This window comes from Desulfosoma profundi (assembly GCF_055387865.1).
The window spans coordinates 2,259,161-2,275,064 of record NZ_AP042420.1; the positions used below are offsets into that span (position 1 = coordinate 2,259,161).

At 57.0% G+C, this 15,904-nt stretch carries 15 protein-coding genes; 4 read left to right on the plus strand and 11 right to left on the minus strand.

Features of this window, described 5'->3' with window-relative positions; all coding sequences use genetic code 11:
• Positions 1-7: 7 nt before the first annotated feature.
• From ACZ5K9_RS09745 to ACZ5K9_RS09760, 4 genes are read right to left on the minus strand one after another with little or no spacing between them, the layout of a single operon-like run.
• The gene (locus ACZ5K9_RS09745) at positions 8-790 is read right to left on the minus strand and encodes a LolA family protein (RefSeq protein ID WP_464271144.1); all 783 of its coding nucleotides are present in this window, start codon (positions 788-790) and stop codon (positions 8-10) included.
• On the minus strand, positions 787-3,027 hold the full coding sequence (locus ACZ5K9_RS09750) for a DNA translocase FtsK (RefSeq protein WP_464271145.1): 2,241 nt from the start codon (positions 3,025-3,027) through the stop codon (positions 787-789). Before ACZ5K9_RS09750 ends, ACZ5K9_RS09745 begins: the two co-directional genes overlap by 4 nt.
• Before the next feature lie 11 nt (positions 3,028-3,038).
• Positions 3,039-4,718, minus strand: a complete 1,680-nt coding sequence (locus ACZ5K9_RS09755) for a ribonuclease J (RefSeq protein ID WP_464271146.1) — start codon at positions 4,716-4,718, stop codon at positions 3,039-3,041.
• Positions 4,715-5,482: a lysophospholipid acyltransferase family protein gene (locus tag ACZ5K9_RS09760; protein WP_464271147.1), complete on the minus strand. Its 768-nt coding sequence runs from the start codon at positions 5,480-5,482 to the stop codon at positions 4,715-4,717. Before ACZ5K9_RS09760 ends, ACZ5K9_RS09755 begins: the two co-directional genes overlap by 4 nt.
• A gap of 234 nt (positions 5,483-5,716) precedes the next feature.
• Between ACZ5K9_RS09760 and ACZ5K9_RS09765 the strand changes: the two genes are divergently transcribed.
• Positions 5,717-6,184 carry a single-stranded DNA-binding protein gene (locus tag ACZ5K9_RS09765; RefSeq protein WP_464271148.1) on the plus strand — a complete coding sequence of 156 codons (468 nt, stop codon included), beginning with the start codon at positions 5,717-5,719 and terminating at the stop codon, positions 6,182-6,184.
• A 273-nt stretch (positions 6,185-6,457) separates the two neighbouring features.
• On the opposite strand, the gene tatA is transcribed toward ACZ5K9_RS09765, so the two are convergent.
• The 7 genes from tatA to rimO all read right to left on the minus strand — a co-directional run bounded on the left by tatA (position 6,458) and on the right by rimO (position 12,688).
• Positions 6,458-6,670 carry a twin-arginine translocase TatA/TatE family subunit gene (gene tatA / locus ACZ5K9_RS09770; RefSeq protein WP_464271149.1) on the minus strand — a complete coding sequence of 71 codons (213 nt, stop codon included), beginning with the start codon at positions 6,668-6,670 and terminating at the stop codon, positions 6,458-6,460.
• A 20-nt stretch (positions 6,671-6,690) separates the two neighbouring features.
• Positions 6,691-7,092, minus strand: coding sequence for a hypothetical protein (locus tag ACZ5K9_RS09775; protein WP_464271150.1), 402 nt, complete (start codon positions 7,090-7,092; stop codon positions 6,691-6,693).
• 73 nt (positions 7,093-7,165) lie between these two features.
• Positions 7,166-8,470: a glutamyl-tRNA reductase gene (gene hemA, locus ACZ5K9_RS09780; protein WP_464271151.1), complete on the minus strand. Its 1,305-nt coding sequence runs from the start codon at positions 8,468-8,470 to the stop codon at positions 7,166-7,168.
• A 10-nt stretch (positions 8,471-8,480) separates the two neighbouring features.
• Positions 8,481-9,317, minus strand: a complete 837-nt coding sequence (gene ccsB / locus ACZ5K9_RS09785) for a c-type cytochrome biogenesis protein CcsB (protein ID WP_464271152.1) — start codon at positions 9,315-9,317, stop codon at positions 8,481-8,483.
• A complete protein-coding gene (locus ACZ5K9_RS09790; RefSeq protein ID WP_464271153.1) occupies positions 9,287-10,003 on the minus strand; it encodes a precorrin-2 dehydrogenase/sirohydrochlorin ferrochelatase family protein in 717 nt (238 codons plus the stop codon). Before ACZ5K9_RS09790 ends, ccsB begins: the two co-directional genes overlap by 31 nt.
• A gap of 126 nt (positions 10,004-10,129) precedes the next feature.
• On the minus strand, positions 10,130-11,155 hold the full coding sequence (locus ACZ5K9_RS09795) for a polyprenyl synthetase family protein (RefSeq protein WP_464271154.1): 1,026 nt from the start codon (positions 11,153-11,155) through the stop codon (positions 10,130-10,132).
• 171 nt (positions 11,156-11,326) lie between these two features.
• Positions 11,327-12,688, minus strand: coding sequence for a 30S ribosomal protein S12 methylthiotransferase RimO (rimO, locus tag ACZ5K9_RS09800; protein ID WP_464271155.1), 1,362 nt, complete (start codon positions 12,686-12,688; stop codon positions 11,327-11,329).
• 372 nt (positions 12,689-13,060) lie between these two features.
• Here rimO and ACZ5K9_RS09805 point away from each other — a divergent pair, with 372 nt between their 5' ends.
• From ACZ5K9_RS09805 to sat, 3 genes are all read left to right on the plus strand, one after another.
• Positions 13,061-14,137, plus strand: a complete 1,077-nt coding sequence (locus ACZ5K9_RS09805; protein ID WP_464271156.1) for a lytic transglycosylase domain-containing protein — start codon at positions 13,061-13,063, stop codon at positions 14,135-14,137.
• Positions 14,138-14,167: 30 nt separating this feature from the next.
• Positions 14,168-14,350 (plus strand): hypothetical protein, encoded by a 183-nt coding sequence (locus ACZ5K9_RS09810; protein WP_464271157.1) that lies wholly within the window; start codon positions 14,168-14,170, stop codon positions 14,348-14,350.
• 169 nt (positions 14,351-14,519) lie between these two features.
• Positions 14,520-15,755 (plus strand): sulfate adenylyltransferase, encoded by a 1,236-nt coding sequence (gene sat / locus ACZ5K9_RS09815; protein WP_464271158.1) that lies wholly within the window; start codon positions 14,520-14,522, stop codon positions 15,753-15,755.
• Positions 15,756-15,904 lie beyond the last annotated feature (149 nt).

The following is a 15,904-nucleotide window of genomic DNA, read 5'->3' on the forward strand; positions in this document are numbered from 1 at the left end:
TCTCCGTCTAATCTCTCAAACGGCGCTTCATGGCGCCGATTTCGTCTCGATTGAGTTTGCGCCCGGAAGAATCCAACACAACGACGGTATCATCCGGGTCAAAGGCAAACAGGCCTTTGGGCAGCAATTTGATTTCCTTGTGATTATGAAATTGGATACGGTTGATGTTGCCCAAGGCATCTTGGGCTTCGATTTCCGTGATGTTGAACGTTTTGGTATCGACCCACAAACGAAGAGCGCGTACATTGGGGTCTTCCTGCTTCGGGCTGAGGCGCAGCACTGCGGTTTCTTCCGTACCGGCGGCGGCGTCGAACGTTGCGACGAAATTCTCCCGCAACTGCACGACCCCTTCGAAAAACGTGCCCATGATCGGCGAATGGAGGAGCTCCTTCATCTCAAAAAGAGCGATCTGACGATCCTCCGGAACGTAAAGCCAGGCGGTATCTTTGAATGCCACGAACACCTGTCGTTCGGGCGCTTCATACTCCCAGCGCATGCGCCGAGGCTTTTGATAGTAGAAGACACCTCGGGCCTCTGTGGTCGCCCCGGAAGTGGCCACGGAGGTTGTCCACTGGGAGAAATCCGCGGTATAGGCCACAATGCTTCCGTAGTGCTCTTCCACTTTGGCGAGGAGCTCTTGCACGCCGGGCTCCGCAGCTTCAGCGGTTCCCGGGGCAGCCAGAGCGGGACCGTTCCAGAGGGGCAAGCAAAGAACCATAAGAGTGAGAGCCGATCCTACGGATAAAACCCACCTCGACCCTGCGTCATCCGACCTCCACGTTTTTCTCATCTGTCCAAGGTCTCCTTAGGGACAAGAACCTCGCGGGGTTTGCTTCCGTCCGAAGGGCTGACGATCCCCTGCTGTTCCATGAGTTCGATCATTCGAGCGGCCCGGTTGTACCCGATCCGCAGCCGCCGTTGAATCATAGAGATGGACGCCTGGCGGCTCTCGACAACCAGTCGGACCGCCTCCTCATACTTTTCGTCCATGTCCTCTTCAGTCGTTTGCGACGTCGCCTCCTTTTCTGCAAAAGAGACTCGACTCGCCATGGGATCCACTTCGGGGTGCCGTTCGCGCCAGAAATCCGTAACGCGCTGGACTTCCATATCCGAGACGAAGGCGCCCTGAATGCGCTGCAATTTTCCTGTCCCAGGAGGAAGAAAAAGCATGTCGCCGGCCCCCAACAAAGTCTCCGCCCCGTTGGTGTCCAACACGGTTCGGGAATCCACTTTGGAGGATACCTGAAAAGAGATGCGTGTCGGGATGTTGGCCTTGATGATCCCGGTCAAAACATCCACCGACGGCCTTTGTGTGGCCAAGATCAGATGAATCCCCGCCGCTCGGGCCATCTGGGCCAGCCGCGTGATGTATTCTTCCACTTCTCGAGAAGCCACCATCATGAGATCGGCCAATTCATCGATGATCACGACGATGTAGGGCAGAAAATGATGCTCTAACAGCGTGCCGTTCGGGGATTCTTTGGGATGCCCCTGGTCGGTTTTGGGGGATTGCTCTTTTCCCAGCACGCGGTTGTAGGTTTCGATGTTTCGAACGTTCTTGTCTGCCAAAAGTTTGTAGCGCAGCTCCATTTCTTGGACGGCCCAGCGCAACGCGCGGGTGGCCATCTTGGGTTCTGTGACGACTGGGTGCAGGAGGTGGGGAATGTTTTCGTATGAGCTGAGTTCGATCCGCTTCGGATCAATCAAAAGAAAACGCAAAGTTTCCGGCGTATTGCGATAAAGCAGGCTCATGAGGATGGCGTTGATGCATACGGATTTTCCCGTCCCGGTCGCGCCCGCGATGAGCAGGTGGGGCATGCGGGTCAGTTGGGTGACCACCGGGTTGCCGGTGATGTCTTTCCCCAAAGCGATGGTCAAAGCGGAGGTGGAGGCGGCGAAGGCCTTGGATTCAATAATGGATCGGAGCGAAACCGTTGCTCTCTTTTCGTTGGGGATCTCAATCCCGATAGCCGCCTTTCCGGGAATGGGGGCCACGACCCGGACGCTGGAGGCCTTGAGCGCCATGGACAAATCATCGGCCAGTCCCACGATGCGGCTGATCTTGATTCCTGGGGCCGGGCTGTATTCATACATGGTGAGAACCGGGCCGGGATTGATTCCCACGACCTGGCCCTGGACCCCGAAATCGGCAAGTTTCTCTTCCAGAATCTTCGCCTTGTGCTGAAGCAACCCCGGATCGGGTGGGGCCTCCTCGGCTTCGTAAAAATCCAGAAGATCCACGGTGGGCAATACATACGCCTTCCCGGAAGGGTCTTCCGGGGCGGGTGGCTTTTCGCGAACGACGGCCGTGGGTTTTACCGGCGGATGAGGCGACCCTAGGGGGCTTGGAGCTTCTCGATCCTTGCGCTCGGCGCCGGAAGCCGTTTTGGCCCGACGAGGCGGACGCTGAGAAGGCACCGGGGAAGAGGACACGTCCTGGGTCTCACTGCGCTTGGGCGCAGAGGTTTGAGCGGCCGGCGTCGCTAAAAGGCGTTTCGGAATTCCGACAAGGAAGCGCCCGAAGGAACCCAGAGTGAAAGGCGTGGAGAGAACGAGCCCGATGAGGAAAAGGCCTCCCAAGAGGACTTGAGCTCCCAGCAGGTTCAGGCGGCCGGCCAGAAACGAGGCCGACAAAGTTCCCACCTGTCCTCCCGCCGGGATCTCCTGACCGAAAACGGAAAACTTGGGGCCATGAAAGGCCGCCAGGGTGACGACCGTCCATAGCATGAGCAGCAGACCAACGAGGTGCATTCGCCCATAGGGGAACACAGGACGACCTCGCAAAAGCGACCAGCTCCACCACAACCCGAAAAGCGGCACGGCATAGGACCCCACGCCGATCAAAAAAAACGCAAGCCATGATATATGGGCGCCCAAGAGACCGATGCGGTTCTCCGGAGCGCGCCCCACGCCCGCAGAGCCGAAGAAGGTGGGATCCGTGCTGTGATACGACACCAGGCTGATCGCCGTAAGGATGCTTACTGTGAAAACAGCCAAAGCCCAGGCTTCGTGCTTTTTGCGTTCCACGCCGTGCCCCCTTAGACTTCCACGACCATGGGGTGGATGAACGGTCGGCGATCCAGAACCTTTTGGAAAAACCTTTTCAGCTCCCTTCGGATTTCCAGTTGAAAATCCCCGCAATCCATCGCCTCACCTTCGGTCTGGTAGCGTTCGAGCGCGTCCAGGATGAGGCATCGGGCACTGTCCAAGATCTCTGGTTTCGTCTCTTCAAGGATGAAACCGCGACTGACCACATCCGGCCCGCTGAGGATCTCGCGCGTTTCCTTGCTGACCACCAAGGAAACCAAGACCATGCCATCCTCGGACAGATGCCGACGGTCCCGAAGGACCAGATCGCACACATCCCCGACGCCTTTGCCGTCGACAAACACCCTGCCCGTTTCGATCCGCTTACGGACGGCGGCCGTCCCGGCCTCAAAGGAGATGACGTCTCCGTTCTCCACCAGGAGACAGCGCTCCTCGGAAATGCCGAGGTGGATGGCGAGGTGTCTGTGTTGCACCAGGTGCCGATATTCACCATGGATGGGAATGAAATAGTCGGGACGCACCAAATTGATCATGGTTTTCAGCTCTTCTTTGTAGGCATGTCCCGAGGCATGAATGTCCTTCACCTGGTCGTGGATCACCCGGGCTCCATGGCGGTAAAGATGATTGATGATGTTGTGGATGGCCCGCTCGTTTCCCGGGATGAACTTGGAAGAGAACACAACGGTGTCCCCGGCCTTGATGGAAAGTTTCTTGTGGACGTTAAAAGCCATTCGGGTCAGAGCGCTCATGGGCTCCCCCTGACTGCCGGTTGTGAGCATCAGCACCTTGTCATCCGGCAGATGTTGCAGTTCGGCCAAGGTTGTTTCGTTGTCGGGATCAAACCGAAGATACCCTAACTGCCTGGCGATGCGGACGTTGGTCACCATGGATTTGCCGCTGAACAGGACCTTTCGGCCGAATTCTTCGGCAAGGTCCAACACCTGCTGAATCCGATGAATGTTGCTGGCAAAGACGGCCACGATGATCCGCCCGGAACACTCCCGAAAAATCTCGCGAAACGTGTGCCCGATGTCCCTTTCCGAGAGGGTGTAGCCTTCTTTTTCAATGTTGGTGGAATCGGACAGCAGAGCCAGCACACCCCGCTCCCCATAGGCGGCAAATCGGGCGGCGTCGAAGCGTTTGCCGTCCAAGGGCGTGTGGTCGATCTTGAAATCCCCGGAATGAACGATGATCCCCTGCGGCGTCTCGACAGCCAAACCGACACCGTCCGGAATACTATGACAGACTTGAATGAATTCGAGTACCAACGGACCGAGGGCCAACCGCTCCCGCGCGTGGATCCGGTGCAAAACCGTGCGCTCCAAGAGCCTGTGTTCCCTGAGCTTTTCTTCAATCAGCGCAAGAGACAAAGGCGTGCCGTAGATGGGGACCGCAAATTCCCGGATAAGAAAGGGGATGGCCCCAATGTGATCTTCGTGTCCATGGGTGACCACCACGGCCCGGACCTTTTCTTTGTGCTCGCGGAGGTAGGTGAAGTCGGGAATGACAATATCAATGCCCGGCATTTCCTCCTCGGGAAACATCAAGCCGGCGTCCACCACGACGATGGTGTCCCCGTATTCGATCACCAGCATATTGAGGCCGATTTCGCCGCATCCCCCAAGGGGAATGAGTCGAAGCGGATGTGTCTCGGTGGGTTTCATCATCATCGAACTGCGGAGCGGACCTGTTCGGCGGTTGGATCTGCGTTCAGAATCCCTCCCTCCCTTTCGGTGAGGTGACGCCGAATGGCTTCTCGGACCAATTGGATCAAATGGTCCCGGTCTTCCAATCTCATGGATGCGGTGTCGATGGGCTTGCCGATGGTCATCCGGATCCGCCCAGGACGCACCCGCCATTGCCCCTTGGGTAAAATTCCGTAAGATCCGCTCAAAGAAATGGGCACGATGGGTTGTCCGGATTGAATGGCTAAGATGATCCCGCCTTTCTTAAAAGGTTGAAGGACCCCGTCGCGGCTTCGTGTACCTTCGGGGAAAATGACGATGGAGGTACCGCTGCGGACCCGTTGAGAAGCCATGTCGAGGCTTTGGAAAGCCTTTTTCCGGTCGGACCGATCGATGGGCACGTAGCCGATCAACCGCATGGCGTGTCCCATGATGGGTATGCGAAAGAGTTCCTCCTTGGCCAGCCATCGAAACTGCACCGGCAGTTTTCCCAGAATGGCAAAAATATCGAACCAGCTTTGATGATTGGCGGCGTAAACCACAGGTCGTGAGGGATCGAGGTGTTCCAGGCCGTTCACTTCCACGGAAACCCCGGCCGCCCAGAGATTGAGGTTTCCCCAGAGGCGGCCGCACAGGTGCGCCCAATCGCTCCGCCGGGTGACAAGCACTATGGCGATGGCCAAGATACCCAGGACGATCGTTGAGACGAGCAGCATCACGTAAAACGTCACCGTCCGGACCCAACTCATGCGTTTCTCCCGATTTAACTATTGAGAAAAAGACACTAAAATTTGCAGCGCTCGAAAGTGTAAAGGCTTTCCCTGGTGGAGTCAACTTCCTTCCGGTGTCGGCGACGCCACGCTTGTTGACAAAAGAGCCATGTGGTATAGAGCGACCATAGAGCCAAGGTCATTCAACTCGTGAGCGTTTCTCGTGCACCTGAAGACAACGGCCTCGGGGGCCATAGAAAGGTGGGCGGCGTCATGGCACGGACATTGAACAAGGTTATCCTTATCGGCCGGTTGGGTGCCGATCCCGACGTCCGGTATACTCAAAGCGGACTGGCCGTGGTGCGTTTTAACCTGGCAACCAATGAATGGGTGTCGGTGGGAGAAGGCCAACGGGAAGAGCGCACCGAATGGCACCGCGTCGTGGTTTTTGGCAAAACCGCCGAAAACTGCGCCAATTATCTTTCCAAAGGTCGATTGGTTTACGTCGAAGGAAGGCTGAGGACGAACCAGTGGGATGACTCTCAGGGTATCAAGAGATTCACCACGGAAATCGTCGCCTCCGATGTGGGCTTTCTTGACAGCAGCCGTGACGCCCTGGCTCAGGTCGAAGCCAACCAAGCGCCTCCACGCCGAGAGCCGAGGCCGAAAGAACCGTTACCGAACGACCTCCCGGAAATACCGGCAATGCCCGGATCCTCGGAGGATGACATCCCTTTCTGAATCCGTTGACGCGGGGTCGTGGCAAGATCCGGCTGGAACGATGGGATTTTCGGTTTCATGGATCAAGAGGGGACGCAACAGACGTCCGGCGCCCCGAGGCGCCGGACGTGTCGACCGTGCTGTGGCGATGGTCATGCCTTGAAAGGTGAGGCCGTGGGAGACCCTCTCGTGGAGGGTTGTGATTCGATGGGGTGTGCGCGAGGGCCGTTCCCGTGACCCGCTTTCGTTTTCGGCAGGGGAACGGCCGGTCGGTTGGGATGCCGCCCAAGAGGCTCAGTCCACCGGTTTTTCCGCTCCACCAGCAGGCGCTTCGATCTTTTCCGTCTTTTTTCCCGAGAGTTCCGGTTCTTCCTGCGTCGCTTTCTTAAAATTCCGAATGCCTTTGCCCAAACCGGCGCCGATTTCGGGCAGTTTACCGGCTCCAAAAATGATGAGCACGATCACGAGGATGACCAGCAATTCGGGCATGCCAATGCCACCGATCATGGGGGGCTCCTTCCTTAAAGTTATGTCCCTAAGAGTTGCTCCACTTCCTGGACCAGCTGGAGGAATTCCTTGGAGCGACGGTACTCGTCAAGCCGGCGTTGATGTTCCAGCCAACTTTCCCACACCTTCATCCACAGAGCGTTATGCCAGTACTGCGCGGCAGGCCGATCCGGATGGTCCAGCCGGGTTCTGTATTCCTGATACTCCTCAAAACAATGGCTGCAAAAGGGATACGGGCTGGCATATCTCTGGCCGGTGCGTTCCGCCTGGTCCAGCTGCGTGCCGCATTTGGCGCACTTGAAAGCACAACGGCTGCACTGAAACAGGCTTCGCAAAGCTTCCACCTTGCGCCGACGGCTTTCAGCGTCCTTTTCGGCTTTGCTCCCATCAGATCGTTTGCCGAATTCGATGATTTCGGCCATGGCGCCCCTCGCTTTCCTTTGGGCCGACCCGCCCTAAAAACTCCAGCATGATCGACAGCTCAGATCGTTAACATCACCCATCGGTGCAGTCAAGCGAGCTTGTCGGCGCGTCATCTTGATCCAAGTTAAAGAGCTGTTGCGTGAAGTTGACATATAGGTTCTTGGAATCCCGCACCGATTTTTTCTTTAAGAACAAAATCGGGTCGTGGAGCAATTTCTTGACGATCGACTCCGTCAAAATCCCGATGGCTTCCTTTTCCTTATCGCTCAAACCCTGCAAATGGGAAAGGGTCTTGCGAAGTTCCGCCTGCCGAATGGCCTCCGCTTTGCGACGCAGGGCGATGATGGTCGGCACGACGTCTAAGGTCTGCAGCCATTGCTGGAACTGAAGGATCTCGGTGTCGATGATAAACTGTGCCTTTTCGGCTTCATGGCGCCTTTCCGAAAGGTTGAGGTCCACGATGCCTTTGAGATCGTCGATGTCATAGAGGTAAACATTGTCGATTTCATGGACCTTGGGATCCACGTTCCGGGGCATGGCAATGTCGATGAAAAACACAGGCCGATTTCTACGTTTCCGCATGCGGGGTTTCAAATCGCCCGCGTAGAGGATGGGCTGGGGAGCGGCGGTGGAGCACAAAACGATGTCCACATCCTGGAGGGCGTCGAGAAAATGGGCGAATGGGACCGTTTGCGCGTGGAAACGCCGGGCCAGCTCGACGGCGCGCTCCAGGGTGCGGTTAACGACGATCATGTCCCGCACACCTTGAGAGCGAAAATGTTCCGCAGCCAACTCTGCCATTTCTCCGGCGCCGAGGAGCATGACGCGCTTGCCTTTCAGCTCCCCGAAAATTTTCTTGGCCAGTTCCACCGCGGCGTAGCTCACGGAAACGGCGTGGCCTCCGATATTGGTTTCCGTCCGCACACGCTTGGCTACGGAAAAGGTTTTGTGGAGCAATCGGTTGAGCACCACGCCCACCGTCCGATAACGGACGGCCTCCCGGTAAGCGTTCTTGATTTGTCCGAGGATTTGGGGTTCGCCGACCACCATGGAATCCAGGCTCGACGCGACGCGGAAAAGATGGCGCACGGCTTCGAGATTCCTGTGGATGTAAAGATGCTGGGTCACGGTCTCTCTCGAAAGTCCCACTAACTGGACCATGAGGTTCGTGATTTCTTCGACCCCGTCGGTTCCATTGCGTGTCGTGAAAAGGAACTCCACCCGATTGCAGGTGGAGAGGAAGAAAAGTTCTTCGACCGCCTTGCAATGATGCCGATGCTCCAACGGGCTGGCGTTTATCCGACAAACCTGGGCAATGCGTTCGCGGATTTCCACAGGAGCCGTTTTGTGATTCATTCCCATGAGATAGATGTCCATGTCGACATCCTCATTGCGTAAAGAACACGGTGTGATGGCCTTTGAAGAGAAGATTGACGCCCAGAAAAGTGATCAAAACCGCAGAAAAGCCGAATATGGCCAACCAGGCCGCCTTTTTGCCCCGCCAGCCGACCGCGAGGCGCTCATGGAGCAAAACCGCGTAGATGAGCCATGTGATCAACGCGAAAATTTCCTTGGGGTCCCAGTTCCACGGGGATTTCCACACGGTGCTGGCATAGAGAAAGCCGGCCAACAGCCCAACGGTCATCAAAGGGAAACCGATCAGCAGGCAGACATGGTTGACCCTGTCCAGTCGTTCCAAAGCGGGCAGGCGGTCGTATAGGGAGCCGCGCTTTTTTTTCTTAATGCTCCGCTCTTGGTAGAGATAGAGAAATGCAGCGGCGAAAGCCACGGCAAATACGGCATTGGCGGCAAACAGGGTGCTGACGTGAACCCACACCCAGGCGCTTTTTAACAAAGGGGAAGCGGGGACCATGTGGGAGGGCAAAATGGCCGATCCGAACATGAAGGCAGCCGCCAAGGGGGCGACGAAGGCGCCAAGGATGCGCAGTCGCAATCGGTTTTGGATGAGGATATAGGCGACGACCAGAAGCCATGAGAAAAAAGAAAGCGCTTCTGAAATGCTGGTCACCGCCAGATGCCCTACCGACATGGAACGAAGCCCGATGGCCGTACCGTGACAGAGCATACCGCACACCAGCGCGGAAAGGGCGGCACGATGAACATTCTGCCCGTTTCGAACCAAAAAAATGAAATATCCCACGGACCCGACGCAATAGCCACAAGCGGCCAAGATCAGCAGGATGTGTTCCATGCTCTGTCCCATAAGGCGGCCACCTGTTCATGCGGCACGAACTCTTTGAAGACCTCGGAGACCGCGTCGATCATTTTGGTAAATTTCCCCTCACGGATCCAATCCGTTAGGGGTAAGTCCGCGACCTTGCGAAACAATTCCTGGTTGGCGGTGCTGTCGCGGCTTTTTTCCTGCACCAGCAGCCGTAACCCCCCAAGGAACCGTAGACACGGCTCCCATTCGGCACCGAATTGGTTCTCGAGCTTCCGGCGGATCCTCTTGGCTATGGCAGGACTTAGCCCCTCTGTGGCCACGGCGATGGTGAGCGGACCGCGGCGAAAAGAAGCGGGGACAAGGCACGTTCCCAGGTGCGGGGCCGATGCCATGTTGCACCACACCCGGCGATCTCGGGCGTCCTCGGCGATCCGACGGTTAAGTTCTTCGTCATTGGTTGCCACGAAAACCACATCCACGCCGTTCAGGTGTTCCGCCCGATACGTTGCGCCGAGGTAACGCAGGGCCCCATGCTTTGCGGCGTCCTCTAAGTATGGACTGAGCTCCTTGGCAATGAGCCTCACCTGTGCCCCATGCTGCAAAAGCTTGCGCACCTTCCTTTCCGCCACGCCGCCGCCTCCCACGACGAGACAGACGCGATCCGCCAGGGAAAGGAAAAGAGGATAGAGAGAATGCTCTGACCAGGAAAATCGTGCTTCCTGCACGTCAACCCCCAAAAAGTTCCACTGCCTTGAGAGAGGGCAAATCTCTCAAGAGAATGCCTTCCGTTTACCATGGCAGGGCTTGGCTGGGCAAGCGGGAGGGGGGCGGGCAAGATGTTATCGGAATCGCTAAGAACGCCGGCACAAAACGTAGTCGGCAATGTCCTCGAGAAGCGATCGGGTGGGGTTTGTGGGAAAGGACTGGAGGTTCTTCTTCGCCGTAGCCACATGTTCGGCGGCGCGTTGCAGGGTGTAATCCACCCCGCCCAATTCCTGAACCACTCGTTGCACCGCCTCAATGTCGCCAGGGGCTTGATGCTCAGCTGTGAAAACCGCTCGGATGAGATCCCGGCGCTGAGCATCGGCGTGCGTCAATGCGTAAATGAGCGGCAAAGTGGCCTTGCCTTCCTGAAGATCGTTGCCGACCGGTTTTCCCAGTTCGCCCACAGTTCCCACGTAATCCAAGGCGTCATCGACAAGCTGAAATGCAATTCCCAAATGGTGCCCGTAATCACGCAAGGCCATTTCTTGGAAGGAAGGAGCTTGAGCGAAAATGGCCCCGATCTGGCAAGCAGCGCTCATCAAAACGGCCGTTTTCCGAATGATGACCTCCATGTAAGACGACTCATCGGTTTCCAAATCATCCGAGTGAATCAGCTGAAGGACTTCCCCCTCGGCCATCCGCGTGGTTGTTTCCGAGAGGACCTCGAGAATCCGGAGGTTTTCGTAAAGCACGGTCATGAGAATGGCTTTGGAATAGAGAAAATCCCCGACCAGGACCACGGCCGGGTTACCCCACAGGGTGTTGGCGGCCGGCTTCGTGCGCCGGATTTCGGCGTTATCCACCACATCGTCGTGCAAAAGGGTCGCTGCGTGAAGAAACTCGAAGACGACCGAAAGGTCGGCGTCCCGATCCCCTTGGTACCCGCAAAGCTTGGCGGAAAGCACCATGAGAAGGGGCCGGAGGCGCTTGCCGCCGCTTTCCATGATGTAGCGGCCGACGACCTCGATCAAGGGCACGCTCGAGCTTAAATGACGCCGAATAGCGTGCTCGATGCGATCCAGTTCCGGGCGGATGCTCTGATAGATCCGAGCCTTAAGGAGATCGCCGATCGCGGAAGGAGGGGAAAGTGAGGGGGCGGCGGGTACGGTCACGACAGGGGCTTCACTCCTAAGAGGCGTCCGAAAATGGCCTGGCATCGAGGCGTTCGTTCCAGAAAACACGACTCGGTTCATAGCGAAAAAGAGGAATCGTGTCAAAAAGTTTCCGTTCTCTCTTCATCCGAGATCTGACTTTTAAAGCCAACTGCGTAAAAGTCGCCCCGGTTAGACGACATGGGGAGGATCAGTCAGGAGTCGGGCCTCCAGGTCATAGTCGTGGGATTTCAAAACTTCCGCCAACACGACGTTTCCGGCGTTGGCGGTGCCCTCAACAATGATCACAGTCCCATCGACTTCGGGGGCTTGTCCAGGCAACCGCCCGACGGCGAGCAGCTCCGTTTCCGGGTGCAGCCCTTCTACAAGCACAGGGACGCGTTGTCCCACCAGTCGACGCAAATTCCCGCGAGAAATTTGTTGTTGCAGTGACATGAGGGTGTCTCGACGGGCGGCTTTCACGGGTTCCGTAACTGGGTCCGGGAAGCGTGAGGCCCGACACCCCCTTTCGGGCGAAAAAGCAAAAACGCCCATATGGTCGAACCGGACGTCCTCGACGAACCGGCACAGCTCTTGAAAGTCGTCCTCGGTTTCCCCTGGAAAGCCCACCATGAGGGACGTTCTCAAGGCTGCGTCCGGAAGGTAGCGGCGGATGCGTTCAATCACATCCCGCGGATGGAGCCCTTTCCCGCGGCGATGCATGGCCTCCAGAATCCTGGGGACACAATGCTGAAAAGGAACATCAAGGTAAGGAACCACCTTGGAGGAAGATGCCATGGTTTGCAGAAGTTTGTCGCTGATGCCGTATGGGTAGGCGTAGAGAAGCCGGACCCATCGCAGTCCGGGGATGTCCTCAAAGCCTTCAAACAGCCGACATAAAGCTTCGGGATCTCCCCGATCCATACCAAAGGCCGTCGTGTCTTGTGCGACGAGATTCACTTCCACCACACCGGCCTCGGCAAGCGCTTTGACTTCTGTCAGCACATCCTCCACGGGGCGGCTCCGGCACGAACCTCGAAGCGCGGGGATGAGACAAAACGAACAGCGATTGCTACAGCCTTCGGCGATTTTGACATAGGCCCAGTGCGACGGCGTGGACAGCCGACGAACAGTCCCGGAGTGATAGAGGTAGCGGGGGCGCTCAAGAAGGATTCTGGGAAAACCTCGCCTCTCGGATTCCTGAAAAACGGCGGCGAAGCGGTCATAATGCGAGGTTCCCAGAAATAGATCCACTTCCGGTAACAGAGGCACCAATTTTCGGCCGTAGCGCTGGACCATGCATCCGGCCGCCACCAGATAGGCGCAGGAGCCTTCCTTTTTGTAGAGCGCCATCTCCAAGATGTGGTCCACGGCTTCCTGGACCGCCGATTCCAAAAAACCGCATGTGTTGACCACAATGAGTCGAGCCTGCGAAGGATCGTCGATCACCTCAAAGCCCAACAGGTGAAGCTGGTGGGCGAGGACCTCGCTGTCCACGAGGTTCTTGGAGCAGCCGAGGCTGACCACCACGGCTCCTTTGGGCTTACTGTGCATCTCTTTTTTCCTCACTTGGCGCGTCTCTCTCACGCTCTCCGACAGATCCCGTTTGATTGCATCAAGAGTGCCAAAAAGGGTCTCTGTATACAAAAATTCACACGGTGAAGGCGAGTGAAAAAAAGTTTTTGTCCGGAATGAGGAGGATAGGTCAGAAAAAGCGCAGTGGCAAATCAGCGCTCAAGGCTTTGCATCACAGGCACTCCTCCACGTCCGGCCTAAGGGGCGAATCCGAGAATATGCGCCCAAATGGCCTAAAACGGGCTTTCATGGGGTTTGTCTGAAAGCCGCTCGGGCGGCTAAAGGTGACTAGGCTACCAACGGCCGGCTGCACCACCGGGCCATTGGCGGGATCTTTAACAAGGAGAGAGCATGGCGGCTATCCTCAGGCATGGGTTTTTCCGGCCACGGGAAAAGCGCGCTGGGACGATCCGTTCTTTTCCACTGTGCTTTGTGCTCTGCGTCGTGTTGAGCGTCCTGGTTCCGAAGGTTGCCACGGCTTCCAGCGTGACGGTCGATCCACTCGAGCATTTCCTTGGGATCGGCCTAGGGATGAGCCCTGCGGCAACCGGTTCGCTCTTGGCGGCGGTTCCCGTTAAGTTCGGGGGTCCTGGATCCTACCCGGGGACGACGCCCCACCCCACGGAGGATCATTCCCCCCAGCGCTCCCTAGCCTACCAAGATCATCCCAGTATTCTTGCCTACATTCAAAAACACGTGGTCCGTGATCCTGACGGATTCCAGCAGGTGCTGGACCGGGCGTGGATCTATCTCCCCATGATGAAAGAGATCCTGGACGTTGTGGGGGCACCGTCCGATCTTTTGGCTGTGGTGTTCGTGGAAAGTCGCTTTCGCGGTCAAGCGAGATCAGGGGCGGGTGCCGCTGGGTTTTGGCAACTCATGCCGTCAACCGCGCGCACCTTGGGACTGCGTGTGGATTCATGGGTGGATGAGCGGTTCGATCCCATCAAATCCACACGTGCGGCCGCGGTATATCTCATGGACCTCTATGAACAGTTCGGCTCGTGGGAATTGGCCCTGGCAGCGTACAATGCCGGGGACGGGGCGATCAGAGAGGTTCTGGGGCGCTGTGGGACTCGGGATTTTTGGGTTCTGTACAAGAAACAGGTGCTGCCGTACCAAACCAGGCAGTTTGTCCCGAGAGTGCTCGCGGCGGTGAAGGTGCTGCGAAACATTCAAGATTACGGACTCCAAAAACCTCTCTATGCTCCTTTCTGGGCTTTCACCACCGTGTGGGTCCAACGCCCGTTGACGCTCAAGCAGGCTTCTGCGTGGACGGGTGTCCCTGTTGAGGACTTGAGGCGGCTCAACCCGGCCTTGCGTCGAGATCAAATACCTGGGGGGGCGGGGTATCAACTGCGGCTGCCGCCCGCGGCGGTGGAGGACTTTCTTTTGGCTTACGAAAAGTTTATCAATAAGAGGACGTAGCCCTTTAAGAGTTTACTGTGGGGAGAGTTCATGAGCATTCGAGCCGTGGCGCAGGAGCTGTATCAGAGTCTGAAGCGTATTGAGGAATTGGAAAAAAAATTGGCGTCTTTACCGACGGACGACCCCGAACGGCAAGCGGTGGAAAAGGCTTTGGTGGAGGCGAAAAGGGAGCGGGATCAGCTGAAAGGGGCTTTGGAGGGGGCGAAGACCTGAACAGATCCGACGCTTCCCGAAACGGAGAGGGGTGAGTCTCTTTGCGTATTTTTTCACTTGACATGGAGGCGCTGCCCTTTATAATGCGATTGATACGGAAAGCACAAGCTGGAGTGCCGCCTCTCGCGGAAAGGACCTATAGCTAACAACGAAACGAGGAGAGTGGAAGATGTCCAAGCTGGTTCCTCCCCATGGGAAAGAAAGAAAGCTCAAACCCCTGCTTTTGGAAGGTGAAGCCCGAAAGGCCGAGATGGAAAAGGCCAAGACGCTGAAAAAGGTCCCCATGACAAGCCGGGAGGCTTCGGACTTGGTCATGTTGGGGATCGGCGCATTCACGCCCCTTGACGGCTTCATGGGCTATGACGACTGGAAGGGCGTCTGCGACGAATACAAGACGGCCGACGGCACTTTCTGGCCCATTCCCATCACCCTTTCCGCCGACAAAGACCTGGCGAACAGCTTGGCACCCAATGAAGAGGTGGCGTTGTGGGATGTGGAAAATGACCAGATCCTGGGGACCATGAAGGTCACCGAGAAGTACACCATCGACAAGGAACATGAATGCAAGTCCGTTTTCTGGACAACCGACGCGGCGGGCCATCCGGGTGTGGCCAAGGTCATGGCGCAGAAGGAATTCAACCTGGCCGGTCCGGTGAAGGTGCTGAGCGAAAGTTTCTATCCCGAAGTGTTCAAGGGAACCTATCAAACCCCGGCCGAAGCCCGAAAGATTTTCGATGAGAAAGGCTGGGCTCGGGTGGCGGCTTTCCAGACCCGCAACCCCATGCACCGGAGCCATGAGTATCTCTGTAAGATCGCCGTGGAAGTGATGGACGGGGTCTACATTCACCAGTTGTTGGGCAAACTGAAAGCGGGAGACATTCCCGCCGACGTGCGCAAAAAAGCCATCGACGCGTTGGTTGACAACTACTTTGTAAAAGACACCATCGTGGTGGGCGGTTATCCGGCGGAAATGCGTTATGGCGGTCCCCGCGAAGCGTTGCTCCATGCCGTATTCCGTCAAAACTACGGCTGCAGCCACCTCATCGTCGGCCGCGACCACGCCGGTGTGGGCGATTACTACGGTCCCTTCGATGCACAGAAAATTTTTGACGAAATCCCGAAGGATGCGCTGATCACCAAGCCGCTCAAGATCGACTGGACATTCTGGTGCTTCAAGTGCGACGGCATGGCCTCCATGAGGACCTGCCCGCACGGTAAGGCGGACCGCCTTATTCTTTCGGGTACCATGGTCCGCAAGACGTTGTCTGAGGGTGGAGAGCTGGATCCGCACTTCTCGAGACCTGAAGTTCTCGACATTCTCAAGGAATACTACGCCAGCCTGGAAGAGAAAGTGGAAATCAAGCTCCATGGAGCGGCCACTGGGGATGCTCCGGTCAAGAAATAGAGGACCGCATTTCGTTGGGAGGGGGGCCGTTGGGGCCTCTTCCCACAGGGGAAACGGGTGTTTGCATCCAAGGAAAGGAGGTGCAACGACTGTTTCTTTGGGGCGGGCCCCGCAAGGGCTCGCATAGGTCGGTGGTTTCGTGACAACCT

What these genes read in the sequence shown, in the direction of transcription:
- ACZ5K9_RS09745 (WP_464271144.1), bottom strand. Translation starts at nt 790, where the DNA reads ATGAGAAAAACGTGGAGGTCGGATGACGCAGGGTCGAGGTGGGTTTTA.
- ACZ5K9_RS09755 (WP_464271146.1), bottom strand. Translation starts at nt 4,718, where the DNA reads ATGATGATGAAACCCACCGAGACACATCCGCTTCGACTCATTCCCCTT.
- ACZ5K9_RS09760 (WP_464271147.1), bottom strand. Translation starts at nt 5,482, where the DNA reads ATGAGTTGGGTCCGGACGGTGACGTTTTACGTGATGCTGCTCGTCTCA.
- ACZ5K9_RS09765 (WP_464271148.1), top strand. Translation starts at nt 5,717, where the DNA reads ATGGCACGGACATTGAACAAGGTTATCCTTATCGGCCGGTTGGGTGCC.
- tatA (WP_464271149.1), bottom strand. Translation starts at nt 6,670, where the DNA reads ATGATCGGTGGCATTGGCATGCCCGAATTGCTGGTCATCCTCGTGATC.
- ACZ5K9_RS09775 (WP_464271150.1), bottom strand. Translation starts at nt 7,092, where the DNA reads ATGGCCGAAATCATCGAATTCGGCAAACGATCTGATGGGAGCAAAGCC.
- hemA (WP_464271151.1), bottom strand. Translation starts at nt 8,470, where the DNA reads ATGGACATCTATCTCATGGGAATGAATCACAAAACGGCTCCTGTGGAA.
- ccsB (WP_464271152.1), bottom strand. Translation starts at nt 9,317, where the DNA reads ATGGGACAGAGCATGGAACACATCCTGCTGATCTTGGCCGCTTGTGGC.
- rimO (WP_464271155.1), bottom strand. Translation starts at nt 12,688, where the DNA reads ATGCACAGTAAGCCCAAAGGAGCCGTGGTGGTCAGCCTCGGCTGCTCC.
- ACZ5K9_RS09805 (WP_464271156.1), top strand. Translation starts at nt 13,061, where the DNA reads ATGGCGGCTATCCTCAGGCATGGGTTTTTCCGGCCACGGGAAAAGCGC.
- ACZ5K9_RS09810 (WP_464271157.1), top strand. Translation starts at nt 14,168, where the DNA reads ATGAGCATTCGAGCCGTGGCGCAGGAGCTGTATCAGAGTCTGAAGCGT.
- sat (WP_464271158.1), top strand. Translation starts at nt 14,520, where the DNA reads ATGTCCAAGCTGGTTCCTCCCCATGGGAAAGAAAGAAAGCTCAAACCC.